General features: G+C 56.2%; 14 protein-coding genes. 10 read left to right on the forward strand and 4 right to left on the reverse strand.

Features of this window, described 5'->3' with window-relative positions; translation table 11 throughout:
- Window positions 1–27: 27 nt before the first annotated feature.
- From J2T09_RS16830 to J2T09_RS16840, 3 genes are all read right to left on the reverse strand, one after another.
- The gene (locus J2T09_RS16830; protein ID WP_306836743.1) at window positions 28–1527 is read right to left on the reverse strand and encodes a hypothetical protein; all 1500 of its coding nucleotides are present in this window, start codon (window positions 1525–1527) and stop codon (window positions 28–30) included.
- A gap of 284 nt (window positions 1528–1811) precedes the next feature.
- Window positions 1812–2099, reverse strand: coding sequence for a hypothetical protein (locus J2T09_RS16835; RefSeq protein WP_306836745.1), 288 nt, complete (start codon window positions 2097–2099; stop codon window positions 1812–1814).
- Between the two features lie 154 nt (window positions 2100–2253).
- Window positions 2254–4866, reverse strand: a complete 2613-nt coding sequence (locus J2T09_RS16840; protein ID WP_306836747.1) for an AAA family ATPase — start codon at window positions 4864–4866, stop codon at window positions 2254–2256.
- A 218-nt stretch (window positions 4867–5084) separates the two neighbouring features.
- Between J2T09_RS16840 and J2T09_RS16845 the strand changes: the two genes are divergently transcribed.
- The 5 genes from J2T09_RS16845 (at window position 5085) to vapC (ending at window position 8579) form a co-directional block, all read left to right on the forward strand.
- The gene (locus J2T09_RS16845; RefSeq protein WP_306836750.1) at window positions 5085–6221 is read left to right on the forward strand and encodes a C2H2-type zinc finger protein; all 1137 of its coding nucleotides are present in this window, start codon (window positions 5085–5087) and stop codon (window positions 6219–6221) included.
- Between the two features lie 33 nt (window positions 6222–6254).
- Window positions 6255–6605: a hypothetical protein gene (locus tag J2T09_RS16850; RefSeq protein WP_306836752.1), complete on the forward strand. Its 351-nt coding sequence runs from the start codon at window positions 6255–6257 to the stop codon at window positions 6603–6605.
- A gap of 140 nt (window positions 6606–6745) precedes the next feature.
- Window positions 6746–7672 (forward strand): DUF6602 domain-containing protein, encoded by a 927-nt coding sequence (locus J2T09_RS16855; RefSeq protein ID WP_306836754.1) that lies wholly within the window; start codon window positions 6746–6748, stop codon window positions 7670–7672.
- A 275-nt stretch (window positions 7673–7947) separates the two neighbouring features.
- Window positions 7948–8178: a type II toxin-antitoxin system VapB family antitoxin gene (gene vapB, locus J2T09_RS16860; protein WP_306836756.1), complete on the forward strand. Its 231-nt coding sequence runs from the start codon at window positions 7948–7950 to the stop codon at window positions 8176–8178.
- Complete coding sequence (gene vapC / locus J2T09_RS16865; RefSeq protein ID WP_306836757.1) at window positions 8178–8579, forward strand: type II toxin-antitoxin system tRNA(fMet)-specific endonuclease VapC; 402 nt, start codon at window positions 8178–8180, stop codon at window positions 8577–8579. The genes vapB and vapC overlap by 1 nt, the downstream gene beginning before the upstream one ends.
- Before the next feature lie 139 nt (window positions 8580–8718).
- On the opposite strand, the gene J2T09_RS16870 is transcribed toward vapC, so the two are convergent.
- Window positions 8719–8922, reverse strand: a complete 204-nt coding sequence (locus tag J2T09_RS16870; protein ID WP_306836759.1) for a cold-shock protein — start codon at window positions 8920–8922, stop codon at window positions 8719–8721.
- A gap of 196 nt (window positions 8923–9118) precedes the next feature.
- Here J2T09_RS16870 and J2T09_RS16875 point away from each other — a divergent pair, with 196 nt between their 5' ends.
- The 5 genes from J2T09_RS16875 to J2T09_RS16895 all read left to right on the forward strand — a co-directional run bounded on the left by J2T09_RS16875 (window position 9119) and on the right by J2T09_RS16895 (window position 15483).
- The gene (locus tag J2T09_RS16875; RefSeq protein WP_373458493.1) at window positions 9119–10120 is read left to right on the forward strand and encodes an alpha/beta fold hydrolase; all 1002 of its coding nucleotides are present in this window, start codon (window positions 9119–9121) and stop codon (window positions 10118–10120) included.
- Window positions 10107–10508 carry a DoxX family protein gene (locus J2T09_RS16880; RefSeq protein ID WP_306836761.1) on the forward strand — a complete coding sequence of 134 codons (402 nt, stop codon included), beginning with the start codon at window positions 10107–10109 and terminating at the stop codon, window positions 10506–10508. The genes J2T09_RS16875 and J2T09_RS16880 overlap by 14 nt, the downstream gene beginning before the upstream one ends.
- Window positions 10509–10516: 8 nt before the next feature.
- A complete protein-coding gene (locus J2T09_RS16885) occupies window positions 10517–10945 on the forward strand; it encodes a hypothetical protein (RefSeq protein ID WP_306836763.1) in 429 nt (142 codons plus the stop codon).
- A 52-nt stretch (window positions 10946–10997) separates the two neighbouring features.
- On the forward strand, window positions 10998–14171 hold the full coding sequence (locus tag J2T09_RS16890; protein WP_306836765.1) for a PAS domain-containing protein: 3174 nt from the start codon (window positions 10998–11000) through the stop codon (window positions 14169–14171).
- A gap of 256 nt (window positions 14172–14427) precedes the next feature.
- Window positions 14428–15483 (forward strand): HWE histidine kinase domain-containing protein, encoded by a 1056-nt coding sequence (locus J2T09_RS16895; protein ID WP_306836768.1) that lies wholly within the window; start codon window positions 14428–14430, stop codon window positions 15481–15483.
- Window positions 15484–15490: the final 7 nt, after the last annotated feature.

Raw genomic sequence — 15490 nt, forward strand, 5'->3', positions numbered from 1 at the left:
TTCTTTCATTCAAATTGAAGTGTAACGCTAGAAGACACCTAAGAGGTGGAGTCCGGCCTCTTTGTCGACCTGCACCGAATGGAATGGCCAGAAGTCACGAAGAACAGCGGCGTGTGGGTGGCCATAGCCTTTGTGGTTGGGATCGGACGAAAAAATACTTGCTGCGGGGTTCAAAAACGATGCAAGACCTGCGTGCCAATTGCCCTCGGCCCCGTGATGCATGACCTGCAGAATACCGGCACGGTCGAGCCGACCATAAGGGCGATAGTGGTTGTCGAAATCGAGCAATTGCCTGCCTGCGCCGAGGCTCCCATCACCCGTGTACATCTGCGCGAACCTGGTGCTCCCCCCAGATAGCCCGACTGGCTGCGAGGAGCCCAGCCATTTCAAGGTCGCCGCCGGATCAAGGGGACCTGAATAAACGAAGAGAGATATGATGTTACGGTCCACCGACCCTCGGAAGACTGTTTCATAGAGGGCCTTGAGTTTTGCAAGCGTTTTTGCGCGTGCAGAGGGCATGTTCAGCATGTCCTGAACCAGCTTCGATGCCCGAGATCTGAATGTCTTCGTGATTTTGGGCAGCATTGAAGCATCGTTATAGGGCAAGAACTCCCAAAAGAAGGGCACAGATATGGTCCCGCCTCGCTTGAGGTACCGCACTCTTGCGCTGGCTGATATTTCGAACAGTTCGCGGTCTGCCTCTTCAGGAGGTTCGTCGTATTGGTATTTGACCGGAAGTTCCTCCGGCCCTTCGGGATCTGGACGTGGATCCATAGGTGGAGGCGTTGGGCTATCGTCTGGGCCGGAAGGCAATACGAAAATTATTTCGCCAATGTCCCCTCCATCCAGCCCTTGGAGATAACCGACAGGATCAACGTAGAAACCAAACTCGCCGTCGTCGGCGGAAAGTCCTTGCTGAAGCGCAAGGACAAGCCGCTGGAGAGGCGTGAGATACGGAAGGAGAATCACTCTGATCGAAGCCGACCGCACTAGTCGCGAAAAGCCGCTGATATGATCCTTGTCGAAGTGCGAGAGAACAGCAAGATCGATTGCGGAGAGGCCGAGCAACCAGCGTTGCTGATGGGCGCTGCTTATCGCATCCATAAGCAAAAGATCTGAGGATGTGGTGCCGCAATCATAAGTCCAGTTGAAGCGCCGGCCGTTCTCCGTCACAATTGCACCGGTCGAAAACAACCCCTGACCGACTGGCCACCAATCAAGGTGCAGATATCTTGCACCGTTTTGTGCTGGTGTTGTCCCTCCGGGATGAGACAGGAATATAGCGGCATCGAAATGCGGCCGGGATCGGCTCACGCGCATGTAGGTCTGAACCGCCGCTTCAGATGCAGCGGATACCGCCGCGTGAAGGTAGCCATCACGGATCTGAGCTATCAATCGGTGATTTAGGTCACGATCTGGGCGCGTGAAATGCGCAAGGATTGCCTGGTTGGTGGGCTGCGGGTCGAGGTTCAACATCCCCTTTATGATTGCGATCTCTGCGATCGATAACGTCTTTGCGGATGCCAATATACCCCCCGATTTTCACTTGTCGCCAATGTTAGAGACGAGCTGCCGGTCAGCGCGGTTTGAAATCACATCAGCAGACTTATGGAAATGCCGCGCACCGGGGTCGTCCACACTCAGGTAATCGGACGACACCAAGCCCACATGCAGTACCGCCGAATCCTCGGCAGTCAGCCGTCCATTCCTCTGGTCAGAAGCCTCAACGCCTGACGCTTCGCGACGTCGATATCGTTCAGCAAGGTCGCCAATCGCCGCGTCGTGACCTGACCCTGCGCATGCAGCATCAGTCAGAGCCGCCTGAGGTTGCCGCCATAACTGCCGGCCACGCGCGCAGGCATTGGCGCCAGCATCGTCTTTCCAATCGGAGTGATCCAGCATTCGCGACGGTACCGCAAGTTCTCGGCCACCAGCGCCAGGTCGCGGATGTAACAGCTTCTGTTGCCCTTGAAGGGTGATCCGGCCCGCGGATTGATCCGCAATATCTCCTCCCGGTCGACAAGGCCACTCACCAAACTGCGCAGCGCTTTCAGCGAGAGCGTGTCGGCATGTTCGGCGGAGGGGAGCCGTTTGGTCATGACGGAAGCGAAGCATCATTTTCGCCTCAGTACGGAATCATTGGTGCCATCAGGTTTTGCCGAAGGTCGATGTTATGCACTATTGCATTGCAAGGTCGCCAAACGAACTACCAACGATCTTGCTCCAGATATACCTCCGCATGTTGAAAGTGCTTCAGACAATGGCCTTCTGACGCGCTCGCAGCGCCTCCGTCCAATCCTTAAGATCCGCGATGTCCTGCTGGATTTCAGCCGGCGCCGGTGGCTCCTCGTTGCGTACACGGGATGGGTCATGCGCTTCGATAATGTCGCTGCATTTCTTGAAGGCGGCTCGAAACGATTCGGCGTCTGCTTCCGCAAGCGCGGAAACCTTCTTCAGGTTCTTCGTATCGATGTAGTCCCTATGGCGGATCAGAACGCCTGCGAAGACGATCTCCTCCAGAGCACGCTCCCATGTCGCCCGCATGAAGCCGTAGATCCTCAACGCGGCGCTGCGGTAGGCGTCTTCGTCATTGGCGTCGTACAGAACCTTCGCTGCCCGCTGGTCTTTTTCAAGACGATCAATTCTGGCTTTGACACCGGCATGATCCCAAGGCAGGCCGTCGCCAACGATGCCGGTTCCATCCGGCCCACGAGATAGATTTGCAAGCTTGCTCGGTATCGCCTGCCGCTGGGCGCTATCATTCAAATCGTTCACGAAGACCAAGTCGTGCGTGAAGACGATGATCTGCCGCTCCTTTGCCTCTTCGACAAGGCGTTGAGCCACTTTCCGGCGCCACCGATGATCCAGCGAGGTCACCGGATCGTCGAAAATGAGGGCCGACTTGTGGGTCGCAGTTGCCAACTCAGTCAAGAACGCCGCCAACGCCACGCAGGTCTGCTCGCCTTCGCTGAGTACCAGATGCAACTTTGTCTTCGCATTGGCAAAAAGGCGGATCTGATAATTCGGTGAGCCATACTGGCCGCCCGACCTTACAATTTCTACCCGAACTCTCTCCGCTGCTAACCGGACGATTTCAGCCTGGAAGCGGTCGCGCATGCGCGGCGTAATGATTTCGTCGGCTAACTGATTGCCAAGCTTGGTGATGGCTGCTGTCGCCGTCTGAGCCAAGCATTTTGCAACCCTTTCAAGTTTGACCAGCCGCTCTACTTCGGTAGCTGCGATCTCATGCAACTCGATTGCTGTCGCACGGTCTCTCAGGTCATCATACTCTGCTTGCAGTATCTTTCGTCCGTTGACGTCGGCCGCGGCTTCAAGCTGGAGCGAGTATGCCCGGACGTCATTTTCGAAGGCGGTCAAATCTACATCAGGTAACTGCAAAGCCGGTGACAAAGCCATCGCACCGTCACTGGGCAGATCTCTCAGGCATTGCTGTCTGCGCAAATCAGCCGCCGCCATGAATCGAAGAATGTTCCGAGCAAGGCGAGGTTGTTGAATTGCTATGCGCCGCCGAACCTCGCCGATGAGCCGAATGTCGAGCCGTCGGTTTTTGAATTCTGAAAACGCTGCTGCATAGCTCGCTTCCGCAGCACCTGCCTGCTTGTCCGTATCGTCCCGGACGAAATCCTCGAACCCTCGCACACGTGTCTCCGCTTCTGCGGTTAGCTCTTGATGGCACAGCACGCATGTTTCACCCGCACTTGGAGGAAACTGGTGCTCGATGTGATCTGAGTAGTGTCGGGCGGCCTCCCAAAGTGTCCGCCAAACTTCGGCGCCGACCCCTGGTAGGGCTGCGTCGCGAAAAGCAACTTCCGCAGCAACCGTGGCTGCTGTGCGCTTGAGCCTCGCATCAACAGCGAGTGCCTTTAGCGCTTCCAGAGCTTCGTTAGAAAACGCCTCTTCGACCTTTTTAAGAAACCGTAGAACCTTGGCGACTCCGTCGGCAAACTGTCGTTGCTCAGCCGCTGCTTCCACCGGACTTTTTGCGAGGTCCTCTGCGAGCTGCTGCAGGCGAGCTTGTTCGGCATCGCTCATCGATGCGAGTGCCGCCAGCGGCTCAAGCTTCGTATTGTGTTTCAGACCCGACATTATGCGACCGACAGCGGTGGTCGGTCCCCAAGTCGGCTTCTCAAAGACCGGGTTACGCAGAGCCTTCAGCTGATTTTCTTCAGTTTGCAGGCGAGACTTTAGCTCAGTGCAAGCCGCTGCGAGATCATCCGGAATATCGAGACCGAAAGGTCGGAACGCGACCTCGGTCTTGTCCTGGATGTGGACCGCTCCGCAGTCGCGATCGAAGACGCTGACCGCCGAAAGGACTGGATGGGGGATGGAATCGTCCACCCAGGGAAGGACAGGTTGCGCAATGCCGTCACGAAGAACTGTGAAGTTTGCTGTCGCCTTGCCACCAGCTGGAGGAGCGAACGCATCCGGCATGATTTCTCCGGCTTTCCTCGCGCCACAGGCACGCTTTAGAACCCGCCCATAGCCTGACTTCCCGGCGCCATTGGGTCCATACACAATAGTCAAGCCGTGATGCTCAAATGGGAGGGTCTGCTTTGGTGCAAGTTGGTTGACGCCGAGAATGTCGCTAAGGCTTGCCAATGCGATTGCGGCGCCGTTGCCGGGGTTCGCCGGCAAATGCGCGGCCTCGAGAGCTGCCGCTACGATTTCGACATCTGGTTCGCCGTGTTCTTTTTTGCAAAGCGCGAGGACGTCTGAAATCCCTGCAGCGTCGAGGGTCCCGGTCGTGACGATCCGCCGTAGGGCATCTCTTTGCCACATTGGACGGGTTTGCGACCATTCAAGTATTGTTTGCAATACAGTTTTCGGGGGGGCAACTTGGTTCATAATACGCTTGGCCCAGTTTAAAATAATTCCTCGACTGAATTCAACCTACTCGGGCGAAAACGGCAATCAATTGATTCGTTTTAATTACGGTCAACTTCCAACAAGAACTGAGCATGAGGCGCGTCCTATGGAGGTCGCGCTTGAGCATCGGGATGCCGAAAGCTAAACGTGAGCAATTGGATCCGTGATAAGACGCCGATAAGGGGGTGAGGGTGGAGATGGAGCCGGAGAAGATCGAGGCATTGTGGCGAGCGCTGCAGGGTCCTCTACCGAAGTCATCCGTCATTCCTCGGAGCATCGAGGATAGTCTCGTCGAAAGCGGATGGGTGTCTGACACGGAATTTGAAGATATTCTGTTTGCGCTGGACAGGCGTACTGATCCGCCAGCGGTTGTCGATCCCGCGGAAGTCGCGCGTTTACTCGAAATCCCGCACAGGAGTGTTTATCCTCGCCCACAACGTCGGACTGACGATGTGACGGGGTTTCGCAAGGTCGCGGCCACGGATGCCGCGGCAGTCCTTATCTGGCTCGAACGGCTCGGCTTCAGGATCGACGTGTCATCTTTATGCAATCGCCTCAAAAATAGCATTGCTGGGCGGTCGTACCTTACGGACGAGGAAATCTCCGTACACTTCTACGACGACAATCGCCATCGCACGGCGCCAGTCTCCATTGTCGCTCCTCACCGTTCTTGGAGAGGAATGCAGCTCGCCAAGATCAGGACGGAAGCTGGCTACAGGATCGAGTACCAAACCGATGATGACGGGGTGCCGTTGAGCCTGTCTGTCTACGCGCCTAGGTATCGCAAGCCACCTCCGACACAATCCGTAACGTGCCCTGACTGCGCTATGACCTATGTCAGGGGTTCGCCGCTGGACGAGCGCGAACATCGCAAATCGCACCGCCGTTGGGCCGCTGTGATCAATCCGAAACCGCATGGGAGACTGGTCGAGGCAATTGAACGCGATGTCGATGCGGTGTGGGTCGACGCGCATTCTCCAAAATGGAAACGGCAGGAGGTTTATGAGCGCGCGCGCCTATTCCGACGTGAGCTCGGCTACGATTTCGTTCAATGGTCAGTTGAACGTGATCCGGATGCCGTCGGATTTCTCTTTGCTGACGAGGGTGGAAAGATCGTTGGAGCTTGCTCGTTCCGTGCCCAGCCGAACGGGAGGGGGCGCCCGTGGCGGCTTGACTGGATTTGGTTGTGCCCATCTGCTCGCCGCTCGGGACGACTTGCCCATCAATGGGACCGGTTCAGAAACCGGTTCGGCATTTTCGATATCGAGCCACCGGTTTCGGAAGCGATGAAGGCTTTCCTGATCAAAAATGGCTGTGGTGATCTGATAACGTGATGGTTGTTTAAGAATTAAGCGGAGAAGATTGGTTTGAAAGTCGAGAAGGCCGAGATCGAACACTATGGCGTCTACCTAAAAGACAAGTCGCGACCGCCGAGCCGCGGAGGAAACAAGAAGGCTTGGCATCAGCACGTGATCACTATTGGTGGCGAGAGCTATTCGTTTCTCGCGGCCTGGTCGGGAAAATTCGTTTTCAAAAACGAGACTGTCAGCTTCGATTGGGATTGGGACAGTACGCAGAAATATCGGAATGTGGATGTCACGTCGGTTGTCGCATATGGGAAAAGCGACGAAGGGATCCGGCGTGGAGAGCGAGGCTCAAAGCCTTGGCGCACGGCAACAACAAGGCCTCCCGCCCGCCGCAGTGAATGGGACGATTGAGCATCAATCACTTCTCGTTTGTATTCCTCGAAATGGGAGATACTCGGGATTTTAAATGGGGCGAGCAGCTTGGCTGGGGCTTGCTCACCGCATGACATTCTGGCCGCATGGGTGACTGCAGTTGAGACGGAGCGGATAGGTTGGATTTTCACGGAATTTTCAAGCAACAGCAGCGGATCCTTGAGCTTGAGCTCGAGCTGGCCCGACAAAGGTTCTCGCATTACGGCCTGCGAGGAAATGCTGTTGAAACCGCGGTCCGTGACTTCCTTGAACGGCACATTCCGCGTGCGTTGACCGCAGGAACCGGCGAGGTTGTAGCGTCCGAAAGCGATACCGATCGGCGAAAGTCGGGCCAGATCGATGTCGTCCTCACGAACATGTCCCAGCCCTTCCTCGGGAGCAGAGATGTCCCTTCGACCTTTTCCATCGAAGGCGTCCACATGGCTGGAGAGGTCAAGGCCACCATGAGCCGCTCGATCGTCTCCACTGAGTTGGAGAAGGCGCGGTATTTTCGCTCCCTCAAGGCGCGGAACGTTTCTCGGCTGGTCACAGTACCGAAACCTGAGAACTGGTTGACATACTATGTCTTCTACCGGCCGTATTTCCTGCTTTCGGTCGAGACAACCGCAAAATGGCAATCGATCCTACTTGAACTCATGGAGTTCATAGAGGCCAATGGGACTCTGCCGTTGGACGGTATTTTCCTCTTGGACCAGAATGTCGTCATCCTACTATCGCCGTATCTGGACTTTCCGCATTCCAAGCTGGCGGGCATTCCATTCGAGCACAAAGTCGATGGACAAATGGTGACCGGCGGAATTCATGTCTACAAGACCGACGTTTCTCTCGCTCTCTTCCTTGCGTGGATTTCGACGTTTCGCGGAAGCTTCTTCGAAGACCAGCATCCAATTGGTTTCTATATCCAAGAGGTCTTGAATGAGAGTATGGCGGAGACGGTCGTGTACGAGGATGCCCGGTCGACGGAAGAGATACTGAAGAAGTTTGAGACGCTTGGAATTTTCAAGGCGACCATCGAGGAGCTGCGGTCGGCATATCCAAGAAAGTAACGGCTCGAGCAGTCGAAAGGCGAATGCTTCGAGGTCATCAGTCATAAGTTCGCGTCACTTCAAACAAGGCCGAGGCATTGAGGGTTTTCGCCGCTCGGATCTCTAACGTGTTGATAACGTTACCCCGGTTGGTGGAAACACCGGGGTCGTGGGTTCGAATCTTTTCAAGAGCTCAACGCAAGTCTATCACATTCCAATGTATACCCCATTGACATATCCTTGGCTGCGTATTAATTTTTGGCATATCCCATCTGTAGATGCCAGAGGAGTATGTCATGGAGCAAGGTGCGGTATTCCAGAGTAATCGTAGCCAGGCTATCCGGCTACCAAAGGCAGTCGCTCTTCCGGATGATGTGAAGCGTGTCGATATCGTCGCGGTTGGGCGTACTCGAATTATTGCCCCCGTCGGCGAGGTCTGGGATAGCTGGTTTGATGGCACCGCTGCGACCGCCGACTTTATGAGTGAGCGTGATCAGCCTGCGTTGCAGGAGCGCGAGGCATTCTGATGTTGAAATATATGCTGGACACCAACATCTGCATATTCACCATCAAGAACAAACCAGAGCACGTGCGAGAAGCGTTCAATCGCCACCACGGTCAGCTTTGTATGAGTTCAGTCAGCCTGATGGAGCTGATATATGGAGCAGAGAAATCGGCTAGCCCAGAACGCAACTTGGCCGTCGTTGAGGGGTTCGCCGCACGTCTAGAAGTGCTAACTTATGACGAGATAGCAGCGACCCATACTGGCCAGTTGCGTGCTGAACTCGCACGAAACGGAACGCCCATTGGTCCATATGATCAATTGATCGCAGGACACGCTCGCTCGCGCGGATTGATCGTCGTCACAAACAACCGCCGCGAGTTTGATCGCGTGGCAGGCTTACGCGTCGAAGACTGGGCTGTCTAACTCACTGAGATGTTCTCGACCGGTTGTCTAATCTGGCTGCGCTATACATAAATCTACCGGGTTAACGGTTCTAATCCCATCAAGCCGAGGCGACCAAGGGGCCCGATCTCGCCGTTACGGCGAGATCGGGAGTATGATTTCAGAGGACGCTGACGTTCTCAGCCTTTGACTTTCCTGTCTTTCGGTCTTGGCCCACATCGTAGCTGACCTTCAGGCCGTCGCTCAGCGAAGCGCCGAAACCGACAGCCGAGATGTGGACGAATACATCCGGTCCACCATTGTCCGGAGTGATGAAGCCGAAGCCCTTGTCCTGAGCGAAAAATTTTACGGTACCAGTTGCCATCTTATCCTCTTTGATTGGAAGCGCTGAAAAGCATAGCGAGAGGAAAGGTAGCCATCAAGATATGCGTGGTTGGCGGCGATGGGTGAACGCCCAGAAGCTGGTCTCCTAAGTGTGCAAGGCCCATCGTGGTCATGTGAAACCAATTAGCTCAGCCGTACGTACTGGCCTTTGGAGACTAGGATATTTCAGAGGTTTCATGCCGTACAACTTTGCCCGACTGTTTTCCGCCATTGTCGTTCTCATGTTTGCCGCTTTTCCAAGCAGCGCTGTTGCGCGTGCCGATGAACCCCGTCCGGTGCGTCTGGATGTCGGCGGGGTCAAGCTCAACAGCATCCTGATCAATGCCAGTCGTAAGCCTGACCTGCCACCGATCGTTTTTATCCACGGCGCCAGCACCAGTCTTTACGATCCGATGTTTTCGTTTCGAGCAAAGCTGGAGGGCAGGGCTGACCTGCTCTTTGTCGACCGACCGGGCCATGGTGCGTCCGATGCCGGCAACCCACAGATGATCCTGCCTGATGAGCAGGCCGACACCATTGCTCGCCTTATGAAAAAGCGCGGAATCGGCAAGGCGATCATTGTCGGGCATTCGTTTGGCGGAGCCATCGCTGCGGCACTCGCCGTGCGGCATCCGGAAAATGTGGCGGGGCTGGTTTTCCAGTCACCTGCGGTCTACCCGTGGGAGGGAGGTGTGGCATGGTATTATGGCGCTGCAGCCGTTCCGGTAACCGGATCATTGTTCAGCACATTCGTCGCCCCACCCGTCGGGCTTCTGGCAATCGATCGCGCCACAAAAGCGGTGTTCTGGCCAAACCAGAGACCTGCAAACTATGTTGGAGAGACAAAAGCCGTTCAGGCTCTGCGTCCGGCTGCTTTCCGCCACAATGCGATGGAGGTTGCTGGCCTCAGCAACTGGGCGAAGACCGCTAGCGTCCATTATAAAAGTATCAAGGCCCCGACCGTGATCATCACCGGCGATGCCGACAAGATCGTCTCGCCAGATGTGCATGCACGTCATCTGTCGCGCGACATTTCTGGGGCGATATTGGTGGTCGTTCGCAATCTCGGCCACAAGTCGGATTACGTCGCCAGCGATCTTGCCATCGAAGCGATCAAAAAGGTTGCTGGTCACAAGTCCAACCTGGCAGCAGTCCGTAAAACGATCGAAAAACGGATTGCAGCGGATGTCGAACGTTGAAATTTGGCGCAAGCGCTGTCGGCTCGGCCTGTTTGCCTTCTACGGTGTTGCGGGCTTCCTGCATCTTGTGTTCCCGGCGCCCTTTCTAAGCATCACTCCCGACTGGGTGCCTGACGCCCCGGATGTCATCATGCTGACGGGAGTTTGCGAAATCGCAGGTGCGATCGGTCTGCTTATTCCTCAGACCCGACGGTATGCGGGGACGGCCCTGGCGCTATACGCAATTCTAGTTTTCCCGGCCAACCTGAAACATGCGGCGGACAGTCTCTCGGCTCCGGCAACATCAAGCTGGCAATGGGCCTACCATTGCCTCCGCTTGCCTTTACAGCCGCTTATTGTGTGGCTCGCAATTTTTTCAGGAGGCCGGAAACGGCCGCGCCACATATAGGGACAGACATGCTGATTGATCTTCGATCGTTGATTTCGCATCAGGTGAAGCCATTCAATACCGCCGGCGAATTTACGATCTCCGGTCCCGAAATGCTTCTCGATGCAAACGCCGTCTTGAACATCGGAACGGCGCTGCATGAGTTGATCATGAAGCGCGTCCAGTACGCGGACATGCACCGCTCGAGCGTGAGTGTTACTGGGGCAGTTCACGATGATGGGCCTCAGTCAGAGGGCGCGTTCTGCTTGACGTGGGAAGAGACAGCGATCTGCAACGCCGACCTTCTTTCGGAAGGGGAATGGGTTTGGATCTCTAGTCCTGAAACGGATTGTTGGTACGGCGCTCGCCGGGTCCAGCGAATGGCGGTCAGGGATGACATTCTGACCTGGAGGTTGTCCGCGCCCGCGTCCAAGATCAGGATCAAAACGGGCAGATAAGTCATTGTGTGACACACGTTGACACAGAACTGATTCCATGGGACGAGCGGTCATGGCCAAACGTCTCACGCGCAATTTCTCTTTGACCCCCGAGCTCGAGGGGTTCATCTCTGATTGCCTGACTTCAGGTGATTATGGCAATGCCAGCGAGGTGGTCCGATCTGGTCTCAGGATGCTGCGTGATGGCGCCAGGCATACGCCGCCGCTTGCGACGGCCTGGCCGATCGGCGGTGGTGGCTGCGGTCACCTGATCCGCGAGAAGGATTGGTCGAATACACCGCTTGGCCCGATAAGCACATGGTCCGTCGAACTGCGGACGACGGTCGCGAATATCGTCAATTCCCCTGTTGCAAAGGTTTTGATGTGGGGGCCGGCGCACGTCATGATCTACAACGATATCTATGCGGAGATCGTCGCAGACAAGCACCCGGCTGCCCTGGGCAGCAACGTCGCCGAGACCTGGCCAGAAATATGGGATTGGAACCGTGAGATGATCGCGGCCGGCCTTCGCGGCGAGCTTCGTTCATTTCACGACCAGAGCATGATGCTGGTCAGAGACGGTCACCCACAGGAGTTCATCTTCGATCTGTTTTACACGCCGGTCTACGAAGCCGACGGTAAGATTGGCGGCGTGATGTGTACGGTCGTCGATAACAGTGACCGTGTCGATTTCGAGAAGCGCCTTGCTGGCAGTGAGGCGGAACTGCGCCGGGTCACCAACGCCGTGCCTATGCTGATCTCTTATGTCGATAGAAACCACGTCTACCGCTTCGCGAACGGCGCTTATGAGACCTGGTTCGGCACGCGGCCGGACGATATGATCGGACGACCGGTTCTCGATGTCATCGGCGAGAAGGCCTACGAGGGCCGACGGCCCGATATCGACCGTGCTCTTGGCGGGGAGGTCGTGACGGCGCAAGCTGATATGCACCATGGTGACGGTCCAGTCCGCCGGCTCGAAATCCGCTACGTTCCGCATGTTGAGGCCGATGGCTCGGTGCCTGGCGTCTACATCCTCGGAATTGATGTGGAGGAACGAGCTGTCCGCGAAGCCGAGCTCGAAATCAGCAACAGCCGTTTCCGTATGGCAATGAACGCCGTGCACGGCGTTTTGTGGACAAATAGTGCAGACGGAAGAATGATCGGCGAGCAACCAGGCTGGGCCGCGCTGACGGGCCAGAGCTTCGATCAGTACCAGGATTTTGGCTGGGTGAGTGCCGTCCATCCCGACGACATCGGCGGGTCAGTGGAGAGCTGGAATGCTGCCGTGGCAGAAAAATCGATGTATGTCCATGAGCACCGGGTGCGCCGCCATGACGGCGCGTGGCGTCAATTTGCCATTCGGGCCCTGCCCATCATCGGATCTAAGGGCGACATCGTTGAATGGGTCGGTGTTCACACCGACATTTCACATCAGCGGGCAGCGGAAGCCGCTCTGCGTGAGCAGGCGGAAACGCTGGCTCGCCAGGTTCGCCACCGGGAACGGGCTGAGGAGCAGCTGAAACAGCTGAACGAAAACCTCGAAGCGAGGGTCATTTCGGAGATTTCCGACCGCCGCCAGGCTGAAGCCAAGCTGGCTCAGGCGCAGAAAATGGAGACGGTCGGCAAACTTACTGGCGGGGTGGCGCACGATTTCAACAACCTGCTGCAGGTCGTCTCCGGCAATCTTCAACTTCTGTCGAAGGAAGTGGCGGGCAACCAACGTGCCGAGGCGAAGATTGCCAACGCGATGGCAGGCGTGTCCCGGGGCTCGAAACTGGCGAGCCAGCTCCTGGCGTTTGGTCGGCGACAGGCGCTCGAGCCAAAGGTGGTCAATATCAGCCGTTTCGTCCGCGACATGGACGATATGATCCGTCGCGCTATTGGCGAAGCGATTGAGGTTGAGACCGTCGTTGGGGGAGGGCTCTGGAACACATTCATCGACCCGACGCAGATTGAGAACGCTCTTCTGAATCTTGCGATCAATGCGCGAGATGCAATGGAAGGGAGAGGCAAGCTCACTATCGAACTCTCCAATGCTCATCTCGACGATGCTTACGCCCGCACCCACGACGAAGTTACTCCCGGTCAGTACGTGATGATGGCAGTAACCGATACCGGTTCTGGCATGCCGTCTGAGATTATCGAGAAGGTGTTCGAACCGTTCTTCTCCACTAAGGCCGAAGGCAAAGGGTCCGGTCTTGGCCTCTCGATGGTCTATGGCTTCGTTAAACAATCCGGCGGGCATGTGAAGATCTATTCGGAAGTCGGTCACGGAACGACGATAAAGCTCTACCTTCCCCGCGCGCTGCAAGTCGAAGACGTTGAAGTGGCCGTTGATAATGGTCCAATCGTTGGTGGAAGCGAAACGGTTCTGGTGGTTGAGGACGACGCGGAGGTGCGTGAAACCGTCATCGCCCTGCTGACTGATCTCGGGTACCGGACGCTTAAGGCGGTCGATGCGGCAAGCGCGCTCACTGTCATCGACAGCGGCATCCCGATTGATCTTTTATTCACGGACGTCGTTATGCCGGGCACGCTGAAGAGCCCCGAAATGGCGCGCAAGGCGAAAGAGCGACTGCCGAACCTCGCCGTGCTGTTTACATCGGGATACACGGAGAATTCGATCGTCCATGGCGGCAAGCTCGACGCTGGCGTCGAGCTCCTCTCGAAACCTTACACGCGCGAAGCGCTAGCCCGAAAATTCCGACATGTGCTGGCTAATCAGGCGCAACGTTCAAATGCGAAAGGAAGGCTGCCATCTGTCGAGCGTCTAAACGAACCAGAGCCGCCGCAGGTCGTCGAGCAGTCCCTGGCTGGGGAAGCTTCAGTTGGGAAAATTGGTCGGCTGACGGTTTTGCTGGTCGAGGATGACGCTCTCATCCGCATCAACACTGCCGAGATGCTTCAGGACGCTGGACTGATCGTTGTCGAGGCGGGAAGCGCTGAGGAAGCAAAGGCCGCGCTCCAGACGATGGCGGTCGATGTCCTTGTTACAGACCTCAACCTGCCAGGTGCTTCAGGGGCGGAGCTGGCTGGCGAGGCTCGGGCTCTGAGACCTGCAACGTTGATCGTCTACGCCACCGGTGATCCGTCGGCCGTTCGTGGAGAACAGGGTGCGATCGTCGTGTCCAAGCCCTACGACGCGGCGAAACTGGCAAACGCAATCGCCAGCGCGAAAACTGAGGATTTGGCGAGGGAAGATATCCGCCGCAGCGAAAAGAGCGGCGAAAATGAAGAAGTCTAACTGCTCAAAACAACTCTCACCAATCCGTATCTCTCCGGCGACTTTCGCCATCAGCTTTTAGGTAAAGGTTTTTGCATGGTTGCGCGAGAAAAGGCGAAACTGGGTGTCGCAGGACCCGACGGCTGTGGTTGCCCGTGACGTCTGAACCGTTGCGGTTGCCCGTTGAGGTAGAAACAGCTCCCGAAACGCCTAACGGTTTGTTGGCTCTTTTGCGTTCTAAAGGAAAAACATCTTTGTTTTTTGTTGTGCAATGACCGTGAGCAATACCACAAGATCGCGGTCGTTGATTGTTCGCCTACAAGAACTTGTAACGCGCGAGCGCTCGGCCACCTTCCGCTGGACCTTGTCGTTGGGGCTGTTCGCGGTAGCGTTATTGGTAAGGTTGCTTGTTAACGACGAGCTGCCATCGGGATTTCCGTACCTGACATTCTTTCCGGCGGTCATTATCGCGACACTCGTCTGCGGTCTGTGGCCCGGCGTCGTCAACGCAACACTGAGCGGCTTGGCATCGTGGTATTTCTTTATTGCGCCGGCTTATACATTCGAACTGACCCCGGGATCGGTGCTGGCTCTCTTGTTTTATGCCTTTATCGTCAGCGTTGACATTTTCATCATCCACACGATCAGCGTGACGTCGATTTCACTGCGGCAAGAGCGGCAAGCGCTCGCAGTACTGGCGGCGAAAAAGGAGCAGGAGAATGTCCTGCTCCTCGAAAACGAAGCCTATCAGCGAGAGATGAGCTTCGAACTTGCCCACCGCATGAAAAACCAGCTTGCCTTGGTCCAAGCAATTGTTTCCCAGACGTTGAGATCCACGACCGACGTGGCAGCGTTGTCGGACGTCTTGAATGGTCGCATTACCGCCTTGGCAAAAGCGCATGACATGCTGATACATGGGCCTGCTGGCCAAGCTATGATTTCGGACTTCGTCCGAAGCACGTTGGCTCTCTATGATCCCGGTCGTTTGAAGATCTCTGGGCCGGCATTTGATATCGCGCCACGATCAGCACTTTCGCTCTCGCTTATTCTCCACGAGCTGGGGACAAACGCGGCCAAGTACGGCGCTTTGTCGAACGAAGGTGGAACGGTAGAAATCAGTTGGGCGGTTTCAGACGACCCTCACTCCGTCTTCGAGCTAGTTTGGCAGGAAAATGGAGGACCGCCAGTCGCACAGCCAAGTCGGCGCGGCGCCGGCTCCCGGCTGATCATGGCAGGCCTGGGCGCAGGAAGCACTGTAACTATCGACTATTATACTGCTGGTCTAAGATGCAAGGCATCTTTGCCTTTCAGCGAGCTGCAAAACCAGTCGTGACATCCTC

This window comes from Neorhizobium huautlense (assembly GCF_030811685.1).
GTDB classification, from domain to species: Bacteria; Pseudomonadota; Alphaproteobacteria; order Rhizobiales; family Rhizobiaceae; genus Neorhizobium; species Neorhizobium huautlense_A.

Bases quoted from the DNA above. Each gene is read 5' to 3' on its own strand.
- J2T09_RS16835 (WP_306836745.1), bottom strand. From the start codon at position 2,099: ATGACCAAACGGCTCCCCTCCGCCGAACATGCCGACACGCTCTCGCTG.
- J2T09_RS16840 (WP_306836747.1), bottom strand. From the start codon at position 4,866: ATGAACCAAGTTGCCCCCCCGAAAACTGTATTGCAAACAATACTTGAA.
- J2T09_RS16845 (WP_306836750.1), top strand. From the start codon at position 5,085: ATGGAGCCGGAGAAGATCGAGGCATTGTGGCGAGCGCTGCAGGGTCCT.
- vapB (WP_306836756.1), top strand. From the start codon at position 7,948: ATGGAGCAAGGTGCGGTATTCCAGAGTAATCGTAGCCAGGCTATCCGG.
- vapC (WP_306836757.1), top strand. From the start codon at position 8,178: ATGTTGAAATATATGCTGGACACCAACATCTGCATATTCACCATCAAG.
- J2T09_RS16870 (WP_306836759.1), bottom strand. From the start codon at position 8,922: ATGGCAACTGGTACCGTAAAATTTTTCGCTCAGGACAAGGGCTTCGGC.
- J2T09_RS16875 (WP_373458493.1), top strand. From the start codon at position 9,119: ATGCCGTACAACTTTGCCCGACTGTTTTCCGCCATTGTCGTTCTCATG.
- J2T09_RS16880 (WP_306836761.1), top strand. From the start codon at position 10,107: ATGTCGAACGTTGAAATTTGGCGCAAGCGCTGTCGGCTCGGCCTGTTT.
- J2T09_RS16885 (WP_306836763.1), top strand. From the start codon at position 10,517: ATGCTGATTGATCTTCGATCGTTGATTTCGCATCAGGTGAAGCCATTC.
- J2T09_RS16890 (WP_306836765.1), top strand. From the start codon at position 10,998: ATGGCCAAACGTCTCACGCGCAATTTCTCTTTGACCCCCGAGCTCGAG.